General features: G+C 30.4%; 23 protein-coding genes. 20 read left to right on the forward strand and 3 right to left on the reverse strand.

Annotated elements, in window-relative coordinates; genetic code table 11:
* The first annotated feature begins 19 nt into the window (after positions 1 to 19).
* The 15 genes from GFJ41_RS03535 (at position 20) to GFJ41_RS03600 (ending at position 9,985) form a co-directional block, all read left to right on the forward strand.
* Positions 20 to 325: a phage head-tail connector protein gene (locus GFJ41_RS03535; protein ID WP_052169147.1), complete on the forward strand. Its 306-nt coding sequence runs from the start codon at positions 20 to 22 to the stop codon at positions 323 to 325.
* On the forward strand, positions 325 to 621 hold the full coding sequence (locus GFJ41_RS03540) for a hypothetical protein (protein WP_035116313.1): 297 nt from the start codon (positions 325 to 327) through the stop codon (positions 619 to 621). The genes GFJ41_RS03535 and GFJ41_RS03540 overlap by 1 nt, the downstream gene beginning before the upstream one ends.
* Positions 614 to 1,051, forward strand: a complete 438-nt coding sequence (locus GFJ41_RS03545) for an HK97 gp10 family phage protein (RefSeq protein ID WP_170074630.1) — start codon at positions 614 to 616, stop codon at positions 1,049 to 1,051. Before GFJ41_RS03540 ends, GFJ41_RS03545 begins: the two co-directional genes overlap by 8 nt.
* Complete coding sequence (gene gp17, locus GFJ41_RS03550) at positions 1,045 to 1,425, forward strand: tail completion protein gp17 (RefSeq protein WP_035116311.1); 381 nt, start codon at positions 1,045 to 1,047, stop codon at positions 1,423 to 1,425. Before GFJ41_RS03545 ends, gp17 begins: the two co-directional genes overlap by 7 nt.
* A 13-nt stretch (positions 1,426 to 1,438) precedes the next feature.
* Positions 1,439 to 1,834: a phage tail tube protein gene (locus GFJ41_RS03555; protein ID WP_035116310.1), complete on the forward strand. Its 396-nt coding sequence runs from the start codon at positions 1,439 to 1,441 to the stop codon at positions 1,832 to 1,834.
* 36 nt (positions 1,835 to 1,870) lie between these two features.
* Positions 1,871 to 2,218, forward strand: coding sequence for a hypothetical protein (locus tag GFJ41_RS03560; protein ID WP_035116308.1), 348 nt, complete (start codon positions 1,871 to 1,873; stop codon positions 2,216 to 2,218).
* A 23-nt stretch (positions 2,219 to 2,241) separates the two neighbouring features.
* Positions 2,242 to 2,520 carry a hypothetical protein gene (locus GFJ41_RS03565; RefSeq protein WP_152333254.1) on the forward strand — a complete coding sequence of 93 codons (279 nt, stop codon included), beginning with the start codon at positions 2,242 to 2,244 and terminating at the stop codon, positions 2,518 to 2,520.
* 14 nt (positions 2,521 to 2,534) lie between these two features.
* A complete protein-coding gene (locus GFJ41_RS03570) occupies positions 2,535 to 3,080 on the forward strand; it encodes a hypothetical protein (RefSeq protein WP_035116304.1) in 546 nt (181 codons plus the stop codon).
* A gap of 247 nt (positions 3,081 to 3,327) precedes the next feature.
* Positions 3,328 to 5,001 carry a phage tail tape measure protein gene (locus tag GFJ41_RS03575; protein ID WP_170074632.1) on the forward strand — a complete coding sequence of 558 codons (1,674 nt, stop codon included), beginning with the start codon at positions 3,328 to 3,330 and terminating at the stop codon, positions 4,999 to 5,001.
* Complete coding sequence (locus tag GFJ41_RS03580) at positions 5,001 to 5,393, forward strand: hypothetical protein (protein ID WP_035116298.1); 393 nt, start codon at positions 5,001 to 5,003, stop codon at positions 5,391 to 5,393. The genes GFJ41_RS03575 and GFJ41_RS03580 overlap by 1 nt, the downstream gene beginning before the upstream one ends.
* Positions 5,380 to 8,211, forward strand: a complete 2,832-nt coding sequence (locus tag GFJ41_RS03585) for a phage tail spike protein (protein WP_170074633.1) — start codon at positions 5,380 to 5,382, stop codon at positions 8,209 to 8,211. The genes GFJ41_RS03580 and GFJ41_RS03585 overlap by 14 nt, the downstream gene beginning before the upstream one ends.
* 11 nt (positions 8,212 to 8,222) lie before the next feature.
* Positions 8,223 to 8,552, forward strand: a complete 330-nt coding sequence (locus GFJ41_RS03590; RefSeq protein ID WP_170074634.1) for a hypothetical protein — start codon at positions 8,223 to 8,225, stop codon at positions 8,550 to 8,552.
* Positions 8,553 to 8,556: 4 nt separating this feature from the next.
* Positions 8,557 to 8,658 (forward strand): CD1375 family protein, encoded by a 102-nt coding sequence (locus GFJ41_RS18840; protein ID WP_264318545.1) that lies wholly within the window; start codon positions 8,557 to 8,559, stop codon positions 8,656 to 8,658.
* Between the two features lie 100 nt (positions 8,659 to 8,758).
* Positions 8,759 to 9,043 (forward strand): hypothetical protein, encoded by a 285-nt coding sequence (locus tag GFJ41_RS03595; RefSeq protein ID WP_170074635.1) that lies wholly within the window; start codon positions 8,759 to 8,761, stop codon positions 9,041 to 9,043.
* A gap of 162 nt (positions 9,044 to 9,205) precedes the next feature.
* Positions 9,206 to 9,985 carry an N-acetylmuramoyl-L-alanine amidase gene (locus GFJ41_RS03600; protein WP_170074636.1) on the forward strand — a complete coding sequence of 260 codons (780 nt, stop codon included), beginning with the start codon at positions 9,206 to 9,208 and terminating at the stop codon, positions 9,983 to 9,985.
* A 743-nt stretch (positions 9,986 to 10,728) separates the two neighbouring features.
* On the opposite strand, the gene GFJ41_RS03605 is transcribed toward GFJ41_RS03600, so the two are convergent.
* Together GFJ41_RS03605 and hcp are read right to left on the reverse strand one after the other, a co-directional pair.
* Positions 10,729 to 11,103 (reverse strand): SH3 domain-containing protein, encoded by a 375-nt coding sequence (locus GFJ41_RS03605; RefSeq protein WP_170074637.1) that lies wholly within the window; start codon positions 11,101 to 11,103, stop codon positions 10,729 to 10,731.
* Between the two features lie 387 nt (positions 11,104 to 11,490).
* On the reverse strand, positions 11,491 to 13,167 hold the full coding sequence (gene hcp / locus GFJ41_RS03610; protein WP_170074638.1) for a hydroxylamine reductase: 1,677 nt from the start codon (positions 13,165 to 13,167) through the stop codon (positions 11,491 to 11,493).
* A gap of 703 nt (positions 13,168 to 13,870) precedes the next feature.
* On the opposite strand from hcp, the gene GFJ41_RS03615 reads away from it, so the two are divergent.
* Positions 13,871 to 14,779 carry an HNH endonuclease gene (locus GFJ41_RS03615; protein ID WP_170074639.1) on the forward strand — a complete coding sequence of 303 codons (909 nt, stop codon included), beginning with the start codon at positions 13,871 to 13,873 and terminating at the stop codon, positions 14,777 to 14,779.
* Between the two features lie 120 nt (positions 14,780 to 14,899).
* On the opposite strand, the gene GFJ41_RS03620 is transcribed toward GFJ41_RS03615, so the two are convergent.
* Positions 14,900 to 15,154, reverse strand: coding sequence for a hypothetical protein (locus GFJ41_RS03620; RefSeq protein WP_170074640.1), 255 nt, complete (start codon positions 15,152 to 15,154; stop codon positions 14,900 to 14,902).
* 329 nt (positions 15,155 to 15,483) lie between these two features.
* Here GFJ41_RS03620 and GFJ41_RS03625 point away from each other — a divergent pair, with 329 nt between their 5' ends.
* The 4 genes from GFJ41_RS03625 (at position 15,484) to GFJ41_RS03640 (ending at position 18,922) form a co-directional block, all read left to right on the forward strand.
* Positions 15,484 to 15,645, forward strand: coding sequence for a hypothetical protein (locus GFJ41_RS03625; RefSeq protein ID WP_170074641.1), 162 nt, complete (start codon positions 15,484 to 15,486; stop codon positions 15,643 to 15,645).
* A 246-nt stretch (positions 15,646 to 15,891) separates the two neighbouring features.
* Positions 15,892 to 16,320 carry a hypothetical protein gene (locus GFJ41_RS03630; RefSeq protein ID WP_170074642.1) on the forward strand — a complete coding sequence of 143 codons (429 nt, stop codon included), beginning with the start codon at positions 15,892 to 15,894 and terminating at the stop codon, positions 16,318 to 16,320.
* 12 nt (positions 16,321 to 16,332) lie between these two features.
* Positions 16,333 to 16,587, forward strand: coding sequence for a hypothetical protein (locus GFJ41_RS03635; protein WP_170074643.1), 255 nt, complete (start codon positions 16,333 to 16,335; stop codon positions 16,585 to 16,587).
* Positions 16,588 to 16,597: 10 nt separating this feature from the next.
* The gene (locus GFJ41_RS03640; RefSeq protein WP_170074644.1) at positions 16,598 to 18,922 is read left to right on the forward strand and encodes a type IV secretory system conjugative DNA transfer family protein; all 2,325 of its coding nucleotides are present in this window, start codon (positions 16,598 to 16,600) and stop codon (positions 18,920 to 18,922) included.
* The last annotated feature ends 218 nt before the right edge of the window (positions 18,923 to 19,140 follow it).

Consider the following 19,140-nt stretch of genomic DNA (forward strand, 5'->3'; position numbering starts at 1 on the left):
ATTTAAAGTAGGTGATGAAATGTTAGAAAGAATAAAGCTTTTATTAAATATTAGCGATGAAGATAAGCTTATAAATGAACTTATAGAACTAACTAAATCTAAGGTATTATCTTATATTGGTGAAAAAGATATCCCTAGCGAATTAGAGTTTATAGTTATAGAACTTACTGTATCAAGGTATAACCGCATAGGATCAGAAGGTCTTAAGTCTGAAAGCGTAGATGGCAGAGTTCAAAGTTACGAGAGTGATTTAGAAAGCTATTACACTGTTCTTGATAAATATATTGAAGGTAAACAACAAGTAAGAAAGGTTAGGTTGATATAATGCGTTTTGATAAATCTGTAGATATATTTGTTAGAGAAAAGATAGAAGATGGTCAAGGCGGGTTTATAGAACGAGATATATATGATTCTACTGTAAAGGCCAATGTAATTGAAATGCCTTTAGAATTTGTTTATAAAATTTATGGTTCTACAATGGTATCTATGATTAAGGTTGTACTTCATTCTAAACATAAAAGACTAAGTAAGATTAGGTATAACGATAAACTGTATAGAATTATAAGAATCAATGTACAAGGAAATAAAACTTTTTTAACCTTGGAGGAAGACAATGGCTAATATAACAGTTGATACTTCACAATTAAATGCATTTGTAGTTGAAATTGATAAAACTGGAATTAGCTTTGAAAAAGGTGTTAAGCAAACTGTTTCTAAAAGTGCTATGCAAATCAAAAGAAGTGCTATGCAAAACTTAACTAAAAATAAGTCTGTTAAAACAGGTAACTTAAGAAGAAGTATAAATGAAAATATAAGACCTTATGAAGCTGAGATTAAAGCTAACACTAAATATGCATTAGGAGTTGAAGAGGGAACTAAACCACATATTATAAAGCCTAAGAGAGGTAAATTTCTTTATTGGAAAGGGGCCCCTCACCCTGTTAAATTGGTAAATCACCCAGGTGGTAAAAGCAAACCTTACTTAATACCAGCATTTGAAAAGGAGTCACCTATATTTTTAAAAAACTTGGAGGAATTAATTAAATGGTAAAGATCAATAAAGTTCAAGCTTTGCTTTATTCAAAATGCAAAGAATTAGATTATACAGTTTATGATGAAGTACCAGAGAAAGGCCCTTCTTTCCCTTGTGTAGTTATAGGTGATATAAAAGTAGAAGAATTAGAGATGAAAGACGAAGGCCATTCTTATAATTTTCAAATCAATGTATTTTCTATCTATAATGGTAAATTTGAAGCCAATGAAATGATTGAAAGAATAGAGACTAATATGAAAGACTGTAATGATACAGAGTTAGAGGATAACTATTATATAGATAGTGTAGAAATATCTAATTGTGAAGTGTTTAAAACAGAGACTTGTTATCAAGGAATAGCAAATCTTTTAATTGATGTTATTAATATATAAAGGAGGTCATTAAATGGCATTTAAAAAAGGTAATGATATTAGAGTTAGTATCGGCGAAGAGTTAATAGGAGGGCAAACAGGTGCTTCTATGAATAAGGAATCTGATACAACCGATACAACGACTAAAGATTCTGGAATGTGGGCAGAACCGGAGGTATCTGGGTTATCATGGTCAGTGGATTGTGACGGATTGGTTGTTGTTGGGGATGCTGCATTAAAAGCTTTGAACAAGGCATGGAGAGAAGCACAATTAGTTGATATAAAATACGGTACAGCAGAAGCCTATGAACATGGTAAGGCGCTTATATCATCTTTATCTGAGAACGCGCCAAATAAAGAGAAGTGTACTTATTCGGTAAGTTTCCAAGGCGTAGGAGAATTGCAAGATCATCCACAGCCAGCAGAATAAGATTATAAATAATAAAATATAGGGAGTGATTAAATAATGAAAATATTAAAAATCGATAATAAGGAATATGTATTTAAATTTGCAACTATGCCTTTAAGAGATCTAAATAGAAGAGGTATAACTTTAGTAACTTTATCTGAGGAAGTTGAAAAAATGAATCTTGATGGATTGTACACAGCTTTCCATTATGGAATGAAGTTTCATAAGAAGGATATCACGGAAGTTGAAGCTTTTGAATTAATAGATAAGTACTTAGAGGATGGTAATACTTTAGAAGGATTGATAGAAGTTGTATTAACCGAATACTCTAATGCCTTAGGAATGGGTGAGGAAGTTAATAAGGGTTTAAAGAAAGCGAAGTCGAAGGAGAAGACCAAGAAGTAGAATTTATTAGTGAATTGGAGTTAATGGAATCCATAATTAATAAAGGTATAGGCTTCTATGGTTTACCTATGGACTTCGTTTTTTATTCTGAGCCTTATGAGGTTCTTGAAGTAATGAAAGAGTGCATGAATAGGATGGAGACAGAACACAATTTAAGCCATGTGGATATGTTAAATGCCATAGGAAGGTCGTTCGCTAAGAATTACAAGTATATAGATTTGTTTGAAAAGAAAAAAGTTTCAAAGAAAACTGTTACCGATGAAGAACGAGCTGAATTGGTTGCTTACTTAGAATCTTGGTAGAAAGGAGGTAAGCATTGAGTAATACAAAAGAATTAATGGTCAAGATAACCGCCCAAGTAGATCAGTTTAAAAAGTCTATGGGTGATATTACAAAATCCATGAAAGACGTTACTAAGGATACTAGGCAGTTTACAAAGGATGTTGGTCAAGGACTTGTTACTACAGGAAAGGTTATGACGGCAGCGGGTGCAGCTATGGTTGGTGCTGTTGCTGGAATAGTAAAAATAGGTGCTGATTGGTCGGCACAGGTTGCAGGTCAAGAGTTCCTTTATAAGAATTTAGATTCTGCTATACAGAAAACTATTTCTACAGATGCTAAGAAAGCTGAAACTATAGGTCTTACAGAACAGCAATACAAGAACAGTGCCACTACAATGGCAACATATTTCTCTAATATGGGAATAACCGCAAGTGAAACAGCTAATCTTAGTGATAAAACAATGAATCTTGTTGCAGATTTAGCGGCTGTAACTGATATGCCGTTTGATGAAGCAATGAGTAGATTTAAATCTGGGCTTATGGGTAAGGTAGTTGCCCCTAGTTGTAGAAATGCAGCTTAGATAATCGAGCAAAATCGGTAGATATCTTTTAACAAAAGACAATACCGAGGTAAATAATTAATTTAAAAGTTAATTATCACCGTAACGCATAGGAGATGAACCTATGCTTTTTTAATGCAAAAAGTATAGAATATAACTCTCCCACGAGTGTTCGACACCTAAGTCAATATTGATATGGTGAAAATATATGCTGAACTATATGGTGACATATAGAAGTAAAGGATAAAAAGCCTTTACGGTAACAAAATTGAACTATGAGGCCTTAGATGCGTTTGGAGTCAATGTTTCTGCTGCATCATTGGAGAATAGCGAGTATGTAAAAAGCTTAGGCAAGTCATGGAATCAATTATCCGATAATGAAAAAATGATGGCTGTTTATAATGAGGTTGTCAGACAAGGTGCTTCAGCTAAAGGGTTAGCAGCACAAGAAGCAGATCAGTTCGGAATGAAGATGAAATTATTAAAACAAAAGATAATGGAAACTGTTGCAAGTATTGGTGAAAAACTTCTCCCTGTATTAGAGCCTTTGATTGAAAAGTTTATGAAAACAGTTGAGAAAATAGCTGATTGGGTTAAAGAGAATCCAGAGCTTACGCGGACTATATTAGCTGTTGTAGGTGCTATAGGGGTCTTTATGTTGATAGTAGGTCCAATCGTTTCTCTTATAGGAAGTATAGCTATGGCTATGGCTGGACTAACCTTGGCGAGTATGCCTGTTATTCTTACTGTATTGGCTGTTGTTGCTGTTATAGGCATTTTAGTTGCTGCTGGTATATGGTTAATAGCTAATTGGGGCGAAATAAAGCAAGCAGCTTCCGATATGTGCGATAGAATAGGCGAAGCTTGGAATAACCTTAAGCAATGGGCGGTAGATACTTACAATGGTATAGTTGAATCTATAAGCACCGCTTGGGAAAATATGAAAACTTCATTTTCTAACGCTTGGAATAGTTGTGTTGAAACAGTATCGGCTGCTTGGGAGTGGATTAAATTAGCTGTTCAAGCTGGGCTACAATTTGTTGGCGATCTTATAGGGTTAGCTTTTGACATTATAACTCTTCCTTGGCAATTTATATGGCAAAACTGTGGCGATTATGTTATTCAAGCTTGGGAATGGATAAAAACAACTATAGGTGATGGCCTTAATTTTGTTGGTGATAAGGTTAAAGAAGGTTGGGACAAAGTTATGAGTGTTACACAGCCAGCGTGGGACGCTATTACGGGTTACATATCTGGTAAATGGGATCAACTTAAAGGTTGGGCTTCTGAAAAGTTTAACGCTATAAAAGACGCTGTATCTCAAGCTTGGGAAATTACTAAATCGGCATCTTCTGAAGCTTGGGGAATAATTACAGGCGCATTATCAGATAAATGGAATGAGATAAAAGATAAGGCTTCAGAAAAGTTTAACACGGTTAAAACCACTGTATCTAATGCATGGAATAGTATAAAAGATACAACTAGTACAGTATGGGGAAATGTAAAGGACAGTGTTTCTAAAACTTGGGATAATATCAAAGATACAGTTAAAAGAGGTGTCGATAAGCTTAAATCTTTAGTTAATTTTAAATGGGACCTTCCAAAGCTTAAGATGCCACACATCACAACAAGTGGTAAATTCTCAATCAATCCACCTTCTGTACCTCATTTCGGAATAGAGTGGAAGTCTGCTGGTGGTATCTTCCGTAGACCTACAGTATTAGGTAGCGGGTACGGGGTAGGAGATAAGCACAGAGGTGCTGGAAGTAATGCGGAAGCTGTATTGCCTTTGAACAAGCTTCCAGAACTTTTAGGACTTGATAAAAACGAAGGAAAACAGTTGGTAGTTAATATAGAAGAATTTAATAATAATACAGAGCAAGACATAGAAAGCTTATGTAATGAGATAGCTTTCCAATTAAAAAGAAGGAGAGTGGTTTAATGGATATCCTATACAATTCAATAAGTTTTAAAACTCATTTAGGGTTGAAGTGGAAGAAATCAAACCACCTCAATTCTTTTGAGGATAATGTTGAGATAAGAGATATACAAGGCGCTTCGGGGGCATTAATAATAGACCTCGGAGGTCAAAAGAATAAAGATATAGAAATAGTGTGCAATTTAGATGGTAGAGGTTTGCCCTTGCCAAACTTGCAAAAGTCTATAATATCATCACTTAAACCCGACAAGAATTATCATAGGTTAGAATTTTCGGATGGTTTTAAGTTTGATGCTATTGTAAAGGGGCAGATAGTTTTTAATGAGTTATTTAATGACTTTTATGAGGTGTCAATAGTATTTTCAGCTAAGGAGGTAAGGGATGCAGTTATATAAAAAAGACGGGATAACCCTTATAGGAAATATCGAAAAAATCCTTTCTTGTGAAGCTGAGGAGGAAAGAAATGGATTATTTGAAGCAGTGCTTGACTGTCCTTTGAATAATCCTCTTTTTAATGACTTTGTAGAGGAAAATATAATAGTTTGTAAACCTAATGACATTCAAGATAATCAAGCATTTAGAATATATAATACTACTAAGTTTATGAATAATGTAAAAACTGTGTACGCTAGGCATATAAGTTTTGACTTGGCTTATGACTTTTTAGATACCTTGATTTTAACTAATTCTAGTTGTGAAAATGCTTTAAATGAAATTTTTAGACAGTCTCAATTCTCAAAACATTATAGAGGGTATTCGGATATAATCCAAGCGCAAAATTATTCTATGGAACTTGCAAATTGTTTGGAGGCTATAGCTGGCAAAGAAGGATCTATTATAGATACTTTTGGTAACGGAGCTGAAATATTAAGGGATAACACGAATTTTCATGTGCTTAATAAAAGAGGTCACGACAATAGTGTTACGATAGAGTATAGTAAAAACTTAACGGGATTTGAACTTAATACAGACTTCCAAGGACTTATTACCAAAATAAAGCCTTATGCAAAATATAAGAATGAAGATAATGAAGAAGTTGTTATAAAGGGTGATTTTATTAACTCGCCTAATCATGATTCGTTTTCACATTCATATATAAGGGCTATTGACTATTCAGATAAATTTTCTAATGACGAAGTTCCTACGGTTGCCAAACTTAATTATTTGGCGGAACAAGAATATTTAGTTAATAAAGTTCACATACCTAAAGCTAACTATAAGATTGAGTTTATACCGCTCAGTAGGTGTATTGGGTATAGTGATATTGAGGATAGGATAAGTATATGTGACACAGTAACAGTTATAGATAGTCGATACGGGATTGACACTAAAGCTAAAGTTATTAAATATAAATATGACGTAATAAATCAAATGTATTTATCAATGGAACTTGGCGAACCTAGAACCACTTTAGGAGATATAATAACATCTAATGATGGAAAAGACGGGGAAAATGGTAAAGATGGCCAAGACGGAGCACAAGGTCCCCCTGGTAAAGATGGCGATATCGAGAATATGCCAGACACGCTGCCTGCTATACCTACATTAACGGGTAAAGTTTTTGGTATGGGAACCATTGAATTGTCATGGACTTTTGATAGTGCTTTGTATTATGACTATGAATTATACGCTAGTAAAACCAAGGATTTTACCCCTAATACGTTTGATTTAATCCATGCTGGTAAATCGAGTTCTTTTGCTTACAAAGTTATGGCTTGTGATACGTGGTATTTTAAAGTATGTGCTAAGAATAGCCACAACAGAAGGACTCCATTTTCTAATCAAGTTGCTATTACTGTTAAAAAAGAAGAAGATATGTCAAATTATTTTAGTGATATTGCTATAGGAAAAGCTGTTGTTCAATCTTTAAGTGCTGATTACATGGAAGCTGGAATTATAAAAGCTCATTGGGTTGAATTAAAAGGAGCTTCTGTTATAGATGGTAATGGTAAGCGTACATTTGATATCGACAGCTTCGGAAGAATAACCTTAATGCCAAGTGTTTTTAAAATGATGATTGATGGCAAAGAGGAAGGTGTAGTAACTGAAAGTAAACTTTTAGCTACTAAAAATGAATTAAGTCATACAATTACAGAAATTGGATCGCCTAATATAGTTTCTAACTCAGACTTTGAAGCCGATGGACATAATTGGTTTATTCATGCAGGAGCTACTATAGATTATAATGCAAATTCTTACCTAGGCAATCAGTATGGCAAGATGGTTGGTATTACAAGTAATTACGGTGGTGGTTTATTCCAAAAAATAAAAACTATGCCTGGTGAAAAATACACTGTAAGCTTTTATGCCCTTGCACAAAACTTACAACCATTAGTAACAAATATAGGAATTGAAGGGATTAATGTTATATCTCTTGAAAATGAGCCAGGTTTCAAACGCTGGACATTTGAATTTGTGGCAACAAAGGAAACCCATACATTTGTAGCTTATGCTATTCATCCTGGAACATTTTTTATCGGAAGGATAATGATAAATAAAGGACCATTAAGGGAATATAGCAGTAGACAAGACGAAATTTATTCTAAAACGGTTAGACTAGATGGTACTGGAGTTAATATTGAAAGTCCTAATTGTAGAACTAAAACTAATATAGATACTAATGGAATGGAAGTTACAGACACAAAAGATAATACGTCTATTCTATCTGCTAAAGATGGTGATGTTGTTGCAAAAGGTGGCCATTTTAAAGTTACACATCCTCAAAACGGAGAAATAGTACTTTGGGGGAGAGATGTTGTTATTAATAATGGTAGGGCTTTAGTTGGAACTGGAAATGTAAGCGAGATAGGAGCAAACAAGCTTTATATAAATTATCTGAATGATTTTTTTAATGGGGTGCATATAGGTGGAAGCGTGGCAATTTCAGAAAACCTACAAGTTAACAATCATGATGTGATAACTAGTAAAGGTTTCGCTTCTACCCCATTTGGGTTTCATATTTTTTCTACTGGATTAATTCTTCAGTGGGGTACATTCTCAGGATTCGGTGACGGTGATACGACTGTATATTATGCAACTGAATTTCCTAATGAATGTGTTCATTTCAATCCAGTTTTTGAAGGTGACAGAGATACAATGTTCGATGTTCACGCTTATGATGTTAATAGGATAAACGCTAAAGTGATTACGAAATTTATGTATGGATTCAATGATAGAAGTAGAATGATTAAATGGTATGCTATAGGCTATTAGGAGGTATGTTTATGTATCTTAGATTATATGAAAACGGTGAGTATTCTTTTATCGTAGAGGAGTTGAAAAAAGATGGAGACATTTTAATTACACAAGAAGATTATGATAAATTTCATGAACTCCAATCTCAATGCAAGCAGTTCAAAGTTAAGGATTCAACCAAAACTAATTTGTTTGAAATATTAGAGGTTGTTGAGAATAACCATGTGTTCAATAAGTCTGAAAATGAATTGTTGAAAGAGGAGCAATATGTACAAAACAATGAAATGATAGCTAATATGCTTGCTATTACAGAAATGTATGAAATGTTAATTAACTTAAAGAATAATTTAAAGGGGTGATTATATGGTAGAGATATATGCTATTTTAATAAAAAAAGGAATTAAAAAAGTAGAAGATGTTCCTATTGAAATAAAACATCAAGTTGAAAAAAGACTTGAACAATAAGGAGGTATGTAAATATTTACAATAGAATTTACAAAACCTTAGTTAAAAAAAGACCTCAAAGTGAAGGTCTTTTTTAATACTAAAAACCGAGGAGGAATAGATGGATTTTATAACATTAATACAGAATGTAGGATTTCCAATAGCTTGTTGTGCTGCTCTTGGATACTATTTAAATAATAAAGATAAAGCAGATAGAGAAGAAAGAAAAGAAGATAAAATTGCAGATAGAGTTAGAGAAGATAAAATATTAGAAACTAATGCTAAACTGTTAGCTACAAATGAACAGTTAGCAGAAAGCGTAGAAATAATAGCAAAAGATATGAGAAATGACATAACTAGAACAGAAAATAAAATAGATAAAATATTAGAAAAGGTTAGTGTTTAATTATGACAATATGTATAACATTAAAAATTATGATTAGTATTAAACAAAAAACATTTATACAGGGTTTACATTTGCAAAACATAACCCCTTTATAAAATATGAAGACTATTTTAAAATAGCAAAATCAAAAATAGAACTATTAAATTTAGGAGGTAATTAATTATGAAAAAAGTTTATTTAGATCCAGGTCATGGAGGAACAGATTCAGGAGCAATAGGAAATGGAATTAAAGAGAAGGATATAGTACTAGCTGTCGCTAAGAAAGTAGAATCAAAATTAAAAAAATGTAATCTAGACATAAGAATGGCAAGAACAACAGATGATTTTAAAACTCTAGAATATAGAAGTACAGATGCAAATAGCTGGGGAGCAGATTGCTTTGTATCTATACATACAAATAGTGCAGACGCAACTTCTGCCCAAGGTGTAGAAACTTATTGTTACAAGTTTGCATATAGACCCTTAGCTGACAAGGTTCATGAGGAAATCATAGCTTCTAAAACTTACACTAAAAATAGAGGTGTTAAGGAAGGTAATTTCCATGTTGTGAGAGAGACTAATATGGATGCTTGTTTAGTAGAATTAGCATTTATTTCTAACTCAGAAGATGCTAACTTATTAAAGAATAAACAAGAAGAGTTTGCAACAGCTATAGCTAAAGGTATATGTACATATTTAGGTGTAACTTATGTAGATGATAGTCAAACATCACCAAGTGAAGGATTTGCAAATGGAGATTACTCAGGAAAAAGAGCTAGAGTTACAGCAGATGTTTTAAATGTAAGATGGGATAGAGGTACTGAATATGATGTTATAGGCCAAGTTAAAAATGGTGATATAGTTAACTTACAATATTGCTTAAATGGATGGATAAGTATCGATGGATTTAGTGGTAACAAAGGACTTGGGTATGTTAATTCTTATTATTTAGAGTTAGTCTAATTATATAATAAAAAGGTCACTCCAATGTCAATAAGAGTGACCTAATAAATTAAAATGTCCTATATAATTTCTCTATATGCTTGAGGTAATTCAAGCCTAAAAGAAGGTAAGTTTAAATATCTGAATATATCTAAACTTAATATAATATATGTTTAAAATGTATTTTTGTGATATTTTTAGATTATATATAAATTTTAAAATTTTTCAAATTTAAAGCTGATATATACATAAATTTAAAAATTTAAAGTATAATATAAATACAGTCTAAAGATTTTTGTAATCCTTATTAAGTAATAGACTTGCTTTAGTTATATATTCTTTTTTATTGAAATTTCCCCCATATTAGATTATGGGGGATTTACATTTTTGTAGAACTTTATTAAATTATAAATGGAACATAAAAACAAACTAATTCATATATTATATCAATCTAAGTTGTTTGTAATTTAGATTTAATATGTTAACGAAATAAAAACAATATTTTTCTAATATCATGTTTATAAACATATGACATAATCTAGGTTAACTCCTTATATAAAACAAAGATCACTTATATAATGTAGGTGATTTTTGTTTTTAGTAATAACTATTATCTTCGAGAGTACAAAGACCTCAAAGGAGTTAGATTAGAAGTTTAAATTTTATTTTTAGATTACGAAGTATATTCTAATTTAATAGCTTTAATAAAAGAAGAACCTATAGTATTATAGGTTCTTCTTTTATATTTAGCTTATTTATTAATTTTATTGATATCTTAGATAATCAAAAGATACCCAACCTCTACCATCCCAACTTCCGCTATAATTATAGGCTATATATACCCATGCCTTCCCATCGATCATTCTCATAGATTGGACTCTAACTTTAGTTCCATATGAAAGTGATTCAATAACATTACCATTTACAGGTGCATACCTTACATTTAATTCATCAGCTGTTACATAGGCAAAGTTTATAGTCCCTTCTAAATCAGGCTCATATGGTCCATAAATTGAGTACATACTTACACTCGCCTTTGGAGCAACACTTTCAGCTTCAGATTGCTGAGTTGAAGCAAATGAGTTTATCGGTAAAGCTAAAGCTGATAAAACCCCTAGTGATAAAATTATTTTTTTCATTTAAAATCCCCCTTATGTATAAATTTAACATATATAGTATTTCTACTAAAACATCCTAATATCCTTCGAAAATGTTATAAAAATAACAAAAATAATAATTTTTTATTTCTAAGTTGCAAGAATAATAAATAAAAAATTACATAACCTAAGATTAGGTTTTATACTAAAACTGTCTTACACATAGAACTATTTCCAGGAACAACGAAGACTATATACAATTTCTCCCTAAAAATCACTTACATTATGTAAGTGATTTTTATTTTTAGATGACGAATTATTTTCTAATTTAATAGTTTTAATAAAAAAAGAACCTATAATATTATAGGTTCTTTTTTTATATTTCATTGTTTTCTATTTATATATTATAGAATCAAGATATACCTACATTTACTGCATTGGAATTTCTAAGCATGATGCTAAATCTTTCTCTGGAGTACTTATAGTTTGTAGATCAAATGTATCAACTAAATATTGAAGCACATTAGGACTTAAAAATGCTGGAAGTGATGGTCCTAAATAGATGCCTTTTATCCCTAGTGATAATAAGGCTAGTAAATCAGCTACAGCTTTTTGTTCATACCAAGATAAAATTATAGATAGTGGTAAACTATTTACATCAGTGTCAAAAGCATCAGCTAACGCTAAAGCAATTCTTACAGCTGAGTAAGCATCATTACATTGACCTACATCTAAAAGTCTTGGCAATCCAGCAACTTCGCCAAAGTCTAATTTATTAAATCTATATTTACCGCAAGCTAGTGTAAGTATTATGCAGTCCTTAGGAACCTGTTTAGCAAACTCTGTATAATAATTTCTTCCAGGTCTCGCTCCATCACATCCTCCTATTAAAAAGAAGTGTCTTAATTTACCTGATTTTACAGCATCAATTATAGCAGGAGCATTGCTTAAAGTAGCGTTATGTCCAAATCCAACTAATATTTCATGTGGTTCTTGATCTTCTTTAAATCCACCTAGTTCTAATGCTTTATTTATGATTTCACTAAAGTCTTTTTCTCCATTTTCAGATATTCCTATATGTTTTACTCCATCCCATCCAACTACACTTGTGCTAAATATCCTATCTTTATATGAATCTCTAGGCTTCATAAGACAATTTGTAGTCATTAAAATACAACCTGGTATATTATCGAACTCTTTTTGTTGATCTTGCCAAGCTCCACCAAAGTTTCCTACTAGATGAGAGTATTTATTAAGTTCAGGATAACCATGGCAAGGAATCATTTCTCCATGAGTATAAATATTTATACCTTTTCCTTCTGTTTGTTTTAATATCATTTCTAAGTCTTTTAAATCATGACCTGAAACTATAATAAATGGACCTTTTTTTATATGAACATTAACTTTGTGAGGTTCTGGATTTTTATAAATAGTAGTATTTGCTTCATCTAGTTTTTGCATAACTGCAACACTCATATCTCCAGTTCGTAGTGTCCAATTTATTAGTTCTTCAACTGCTAATTTATCGTCTGTTGTTACTTGTAATGCTCTAAAATAAAATTCATCAACTTGATCATTAAAGTAACCTAAGGCTCTAGCTTGATGCCCATATGCAGATATACCTTTTAGACCATAAACTATTGTTTGTCTTAATGATCTTATATCTGGATCTAAATCTTGGTCATACATTATTCCTGCCTTTTTAGCATCTTTTAGCATTTGGTCTCTAGTAGCACTTAAATTATATGTAGCTTGTTCACAATAATCAGAATTACTTGAAACTTTACTTCTTAAACTTTGTTTTATTTCTTGAGATTGTTTAAGCATTTTTTCATGAAAATCAGCATCAAAGTTGACATTAGTAAGAGTTGTGAATAAAGAATTTTCAACAAAACTTACAATATCTTTATCTATCTGTTCTCCTTTATCTATTAATTCTTTTGCATAACAACTTATACCTTTTAATTGGTATATTAATAAATCTTGAAGGGCAGCAATTTCTGGTGTTTTTCCACAAACACCCATTTTAGTACACCCTTTACCTCCAACCGTTTGTTCGCATTGGTAACAAAACATTGGATACTCAATAGCCATATTATTTTCCATAGAAATACACTCCTTTTTTTGTATATATATAATATAATTACCAATTTAACTATAATAAATAAGTATTAGTAAAAAAATATTAATATATATGTTTTAAATTTGTACAAAAAGTTTTTTTACTTCTGAGTTCTAAGAATAATAAGTAAAAAATTACATAACCTAAGTTTAGGTTTAATACTAAACTGTCTTGCACATATAGTAATTCCATAAAGAAAGAAGACTATATCCAATTTATCCCAAAAATCACTTGCATTATGTAAGTGATTTTTATTTTTAGGAATAAATATAGAAGTAGTTGAACATAAATATTAAATTTAATATAAAAGTTTATTTAAAAAATAATTATTATTAATTGATTTTTGCTTTAAAAGAGTATAATATTTAAATATAGATCATTCATTTTCCCTGAATTTGATATCGAAAAAAGGAGTCGTGATCCTAATACGATTCCTTTTTTATTTTTTGAATTTTGCAAATCTATGTTATAATTCTTCAACCAACGAACTGGAATTGTAAAGTTAAGTTAAGTAGTTATCGTATCTATTAAACGAGATAAGGGGTACATAACTAAAAATAAAGAGTTAAATTTAGTTAAAACAACATATTTAGAGTAGATATATCCTATTTTCACATGTATTTCATCACCCCTTGTGATATAATTATATGGTTGAGGAGAGTATAAAAAAGAAAGAGGGGTAAAGTAATGTTTTTGGTTATAATTTTAATACTATTTATAGTTTGGAAAGTCTATGAATATGAATATTATAAAGGGGAAAATTTCAATAAATTAAAAAAAGATTTAAATGATTACATTTTAAGTTGCAATTCTTTGAATGAACACATTGAGGAACTGAAAGAAACTTATTCAGATATTAAAAGAATTAATTATGGAAATGCAGAACTAAAGGATGCAAGTAGATATAACTTTAAAAGAAAAGAACAAATGAAAGCGAAAAAATCTGAATTTATTCACGAGTGTTCTGCATCTGTATGCAAAAACGCTGAACAGCAACCATTTAAATATCTATGTAAATATTTTAATATAAAGGCTAATGAAGAATCACTAGAAAACTTTGAAAGTGTTTTAAATAACTTTTCTGCTGCAGAAGAAGGTAAATTGCTACTTAATAATGAACTCGAAAAAATTAAAGGATCTATCCAAAATGATATTCCATTTCTTATTAGAAAGTTTAGCATGAAGAAATTTATGTTAAATTTAGGTTTTAAAACAATTGATTTTAGTACATTGTATTTTCCTACTTATACATTTAGATATGTGAGTCCTGGAGGGAATAAATCGACTAGTTGCAATATTAAATTAGATATAAATAATTTAAATGATTTTGTAGAATATCTTTCAGACCTTGTTAAGTTCAAAAAAAGTGTAGCAGGACAAAGAGCATTAATGACTTCAAAGTTAAGAGAGAAAATAAAAGAAAGAGATAATTACACTTGTCAAAAGTGTGGTATATCTACAAATGATGAAAGAAATTTATTGCTAGAAATAGACCATATCATACCAATATCAAAGGGTGGCATGTCTACGGAAGAAAATTTACAAACACTTTGCTGGAAGTGTAATCGTACAAAAGGTGCAAAAGTAAATATATAAATTATAATCAAAAAAGATCTAATGAGTCTCTATGTTTTTATAAAATTACATTATTATACCTAGTAAACGAAATAAGGAGTGCTCAAGCCAATGAGCACTCCTTATTTTTTATGTTTATAATTAATTTTTAGATGCTTCTTTTATTATTAAATCATCTAACTCCCCTTGTAACTGCTTTAGTCGTTTATATATTTTATATGTCTTTGGTGCAAGTAAAAGTACTACTGGTATTCCTATAATAGTAAATGTTAATATAAACATTGTAACTGCTCTTGTCTTACCTTTTACTAACAATTCATTCATTTCTTTTTCGATTAATAGTTGTTCTTTAGATGCTCCTTGTGTTAATTTAGTTGGTATAGCTAAGTTTTTCAAAATATAAAAACCCTCTCTTTTTTTATCTATAATATTACCAAAACATCCAAATGTTAACAACCTTATGTTCAATCTATTTATATGTTTATATTTAATCCAACAATCCACATTTATTGTAAATATTTTTATTGAAACTATTTTATTAAAGTACTATAATTAACGTGAATAATTACTTGTTGTCCTCTGGTTTATACTAGTGGATTTTTATTCATAAGAGGGTTGGGATTTATCCCAGCTCTTTTTATTTTGAAAAAATTTATAAGGACAGGCAAATTCTTCATGAAAATCACATAGTATTAATTATAAACAATGAAAGGTGGTGAATATTAATGAGTCAAAGTAAGAAGGGGAATAGGTATCAAATTAGCTTTAAGGAAAATATGCAAGAAATAGAATTGATGAATTTTATGTTAGAACAATCTAAAATAATGGGAATAAGTACTTACATTAAACTTCTTATTGCAGAGGATATGAAAAGAAAACTAAATTAATTAAAAGAGCTCCAGGACTGCCATCCATAGAGCTCAAATATCGATGAATTATAAAAATATAATTCTCTAATTATTTCGATAAAAAAGTTTAAAATCCTTTATAAAATTATAAAAACTTAACTGCTATTTCGGCTATAGCACAGCAAGTTATATACCCACCAAAGAAAATCATACCAGGAGTCATTCCAAACACCTCCAAAGATAAATTTATAAGATTATTATTTACTATTTAAGGGGGATTTATTCATGTTATTCATAAAAAAAGAAGAGGTTATAAGTGTTCCGGAGTTTGTGAGATCATGTGAAATAGAAAGAGAATTAGCGTTAGAGAATATAAATTTAAGCCTAATAGAAAAAACCATCAATCACTTAAAGAAAAATAAAGCTAAGTATATGTTACTTATTTATATTATAGCTATGACTGTTGACTTAAGCGGTATTACTGTGTTAGCTGCAGATACAGCTTCAATAGATAAAGCTGGCATGGAAATATTAAATTTAATAAGAAAAGTAGGTTACTGGGTAGGCATTATATCCTGTACTAAAGATGTAGTAAAAGAAGGTATGAGAGGTCATTCGGAAAATATAGGTTCAATTGTAATTATGTACTTATTAGGATTTGGAGTATTGTACTTTTTACCATGGGCATTTGATTTAATAAAAGGTCTATTTTAGGGAGGTAATATTATGTTAGAAACATTACAAAATATATCTAATGTATTAACTGGAATGTGGAATTTTTGTACAGCTGCATGGGATTTAATTACTAATCCAACCAAAATTTTAATCGGGGTAGTAGATATGTCTCATTGGATTCTTTTATTAACAGCTATAATTTGTTTGATACTTACAATGTGCGGATGTAAAAAAACAAAAAACGGAGCTACGATAAGCATAGTTATTTACGCTATCCTTAGATGCTTAGCTACCGTTTTGGTATAGGAGGTATAATATGAAAACAAAGAGTATAAGACTAGATAAATATTTTGAGTTAGTAAATCCAGAGTATGTTTATTTCAAACTTATTCCACATTCATCAACGAGAAACAATTCATCGGATAAGCTAGCCCAATTAGTAAATAAATTGTACTTAGATTTTAATAAACGAATTTATAAGGAAGAAAAAAAGTTATTTTTTAAAACTAAATCTAAAGTTAGTTACTATATATATTTAGAAAAAAAGAAAATTGAGTTTTATTTCATAATACCCAAACCATACAAGAGACTATTTAAAGATAGAATTTCTGATACATGGAGAAATATAGAAATAAAAGAAGTTAAAGAGTTACCTCAATTCAACGAAGATGCTACTAAATATAGTTTAAGTTATAAGAAGGAAGATGCTTTAAGCTTGGCGGTGGATAAAAGGAATAATGAACTTTTATCTAGTACTTTGAATTTACTAGAAATATTAGAATCGGAAACTAATGATAAATTAGGTATAGTATATAATTTTGTTCCGTCAAGTCAAACTATTCTAAATTCATTCAAGGAGTATCATAGAGAGATAACTGAAAAATTTAATAAGCATAAACCTTTAGATAAAAATAAGAAAAATATAAAATACATTTTAAAAGTAGCGGCTATATTTTTAATTAATTCTATAGATGGTTTTATAGATAAAATACAGGCGGATCTAAAGCAACCAATTCAAAACAACATAACTTTATTTCAAAATAGAGAACTTTCAAAAGCTACTGTAAAAAAAGAAAATTGCACATTATGCAGAAGCCAAATAGTAGTTTTATCAGAAAGTGATGACAAACAAAATCAAGATATTAATGCTAGAGCTACAGCTGAAGCTTTTAGCATAATAGATGAAGATAATGGATTGATTTATGATGAAATGAAGGAATCATTTGATATTTGCGATTACAAGTTTCCTTGCGGAATAAATCAAACATCTACTCAAGAGTGTAGTAATTTCTTAGCTATGCCTGGAAGGGAGCTTATAAATCAATTTAAAGACATGGAACATATAAGTGTATTAGAAAATAAAGTGCCAGAGGAACTTCAAAATGGATTCTTTAGGCTTGGAAATGTAAAGGTTAAAGAAACTAGAACAGATTCGTTTAAATCTGATGATGAACAGTTGGGTAGATTAGGCATGGCTTATTTAGGATGTATGGGAGCTGGTAAAACTACATTCATGACAAATAATGCTTACGATATAATAAATAAAGGTTATGGTTTAGTTAATATAGATATTATAAATAACTGTGAACTATCTGAAGCTATAAAGGCTATAACTCCTACTGAAAAGCTAATTGAAATTGATTGTAGTAATCCGAATCAAATACAATGTTTTTCATATAATGAAGTAGCTATAAATTCTAATATGACAGACTATGAAAAGATTTCAAACGCTATACTTCATACACAACAAATAGCAGTCCTTTTAGATTCTATAAATGATGATGCAAGTAAGTTAAGTCCTAAGATGCTTAAATATCTATATGCTGCTGGAACTATTGTGTTTACAAGTAAGTATGATGCAAGTTTGAAAGATATTTTAAATTGTCTTACTGTACCAAGCAAAAGAAAATATTTTATAGAATCTATAAAAGAGGAAATGCATGAATTACTGGAGGATGAAGTTTGTACATTAAAAGAATTAGATAAAAAAGAAAAAGACGGTAGTATATCAAATAATGATAATAAAATCGAAGGTATTATAGACAGATCTATACATCTTAAAACTAGTTCTCATACAAAATTAGCATTTATGAAATCAAGTAAAGATAATTTAAACTTCGTAGAGTTATTAGAACAAAACAAGGTTATCTTAATAAAGATACCTGAGAGTAAGTTCCCATCTAAGATGATAAGAAATATAATAGCTACATTTTTTCTAAGTAAAATTTGGCTAGCAAAACAGATTTTAGCTACTGGAAAGCAACCAAAGACTTTTATATTATTTGATGAATTCTATAAGTGTCATAATTGCCAATTGTTATATCAAGATATATTTGTAGAAGCTAGAAAGTTTGATTTAGTTTCTATCGTAGCTTTGCATTATCTTAATCAGTTAACCCAACAATGTAAAGAAGCTTTAAAGGCTTCTGGTACATCTTACTTATTATTACAAGGAGCAGATGTTAAAGCGTATCAAGATTTAAAATCTAATTTACTTGCATTTGGGTATGAGGAAGAAGATTTATTAAACCTAGATAGATATAGTGCCTTAGCATTAATAAAGACGACTAAGAATTATAGTGCATTTGTTGTCGACTTACCAAAACCTATTAAAAAATTAGAAATCCCTATTGCTTCTTAATAGGGATTTTATAATGTTAAAATATTAAAAAATAAATTTGGTACCGACATAAGTTTCGGTACCAAATTAAAGGATGTAGCATTTTCAATGCGTTCACACATGTTAAAAAAATAGGCATATGTATCCTAAGTTGCTATAGGCTAACATAAACACTTCTCTCATGTAACACTACGACCTGCGTCGTTTAACGCTTATACATTCGCTACGCATGTTATAGC

Source organism: Paraclostridium dentum (genome assembly GCF_012922555.1).
GTDB classification, from domain to species: domain Bacteria; phylum Bacillota; class Clostridia; order Peptostreptococcales; family Peptostreptococcaceae; genus Paraclostridium; species Paraclostridium dentum.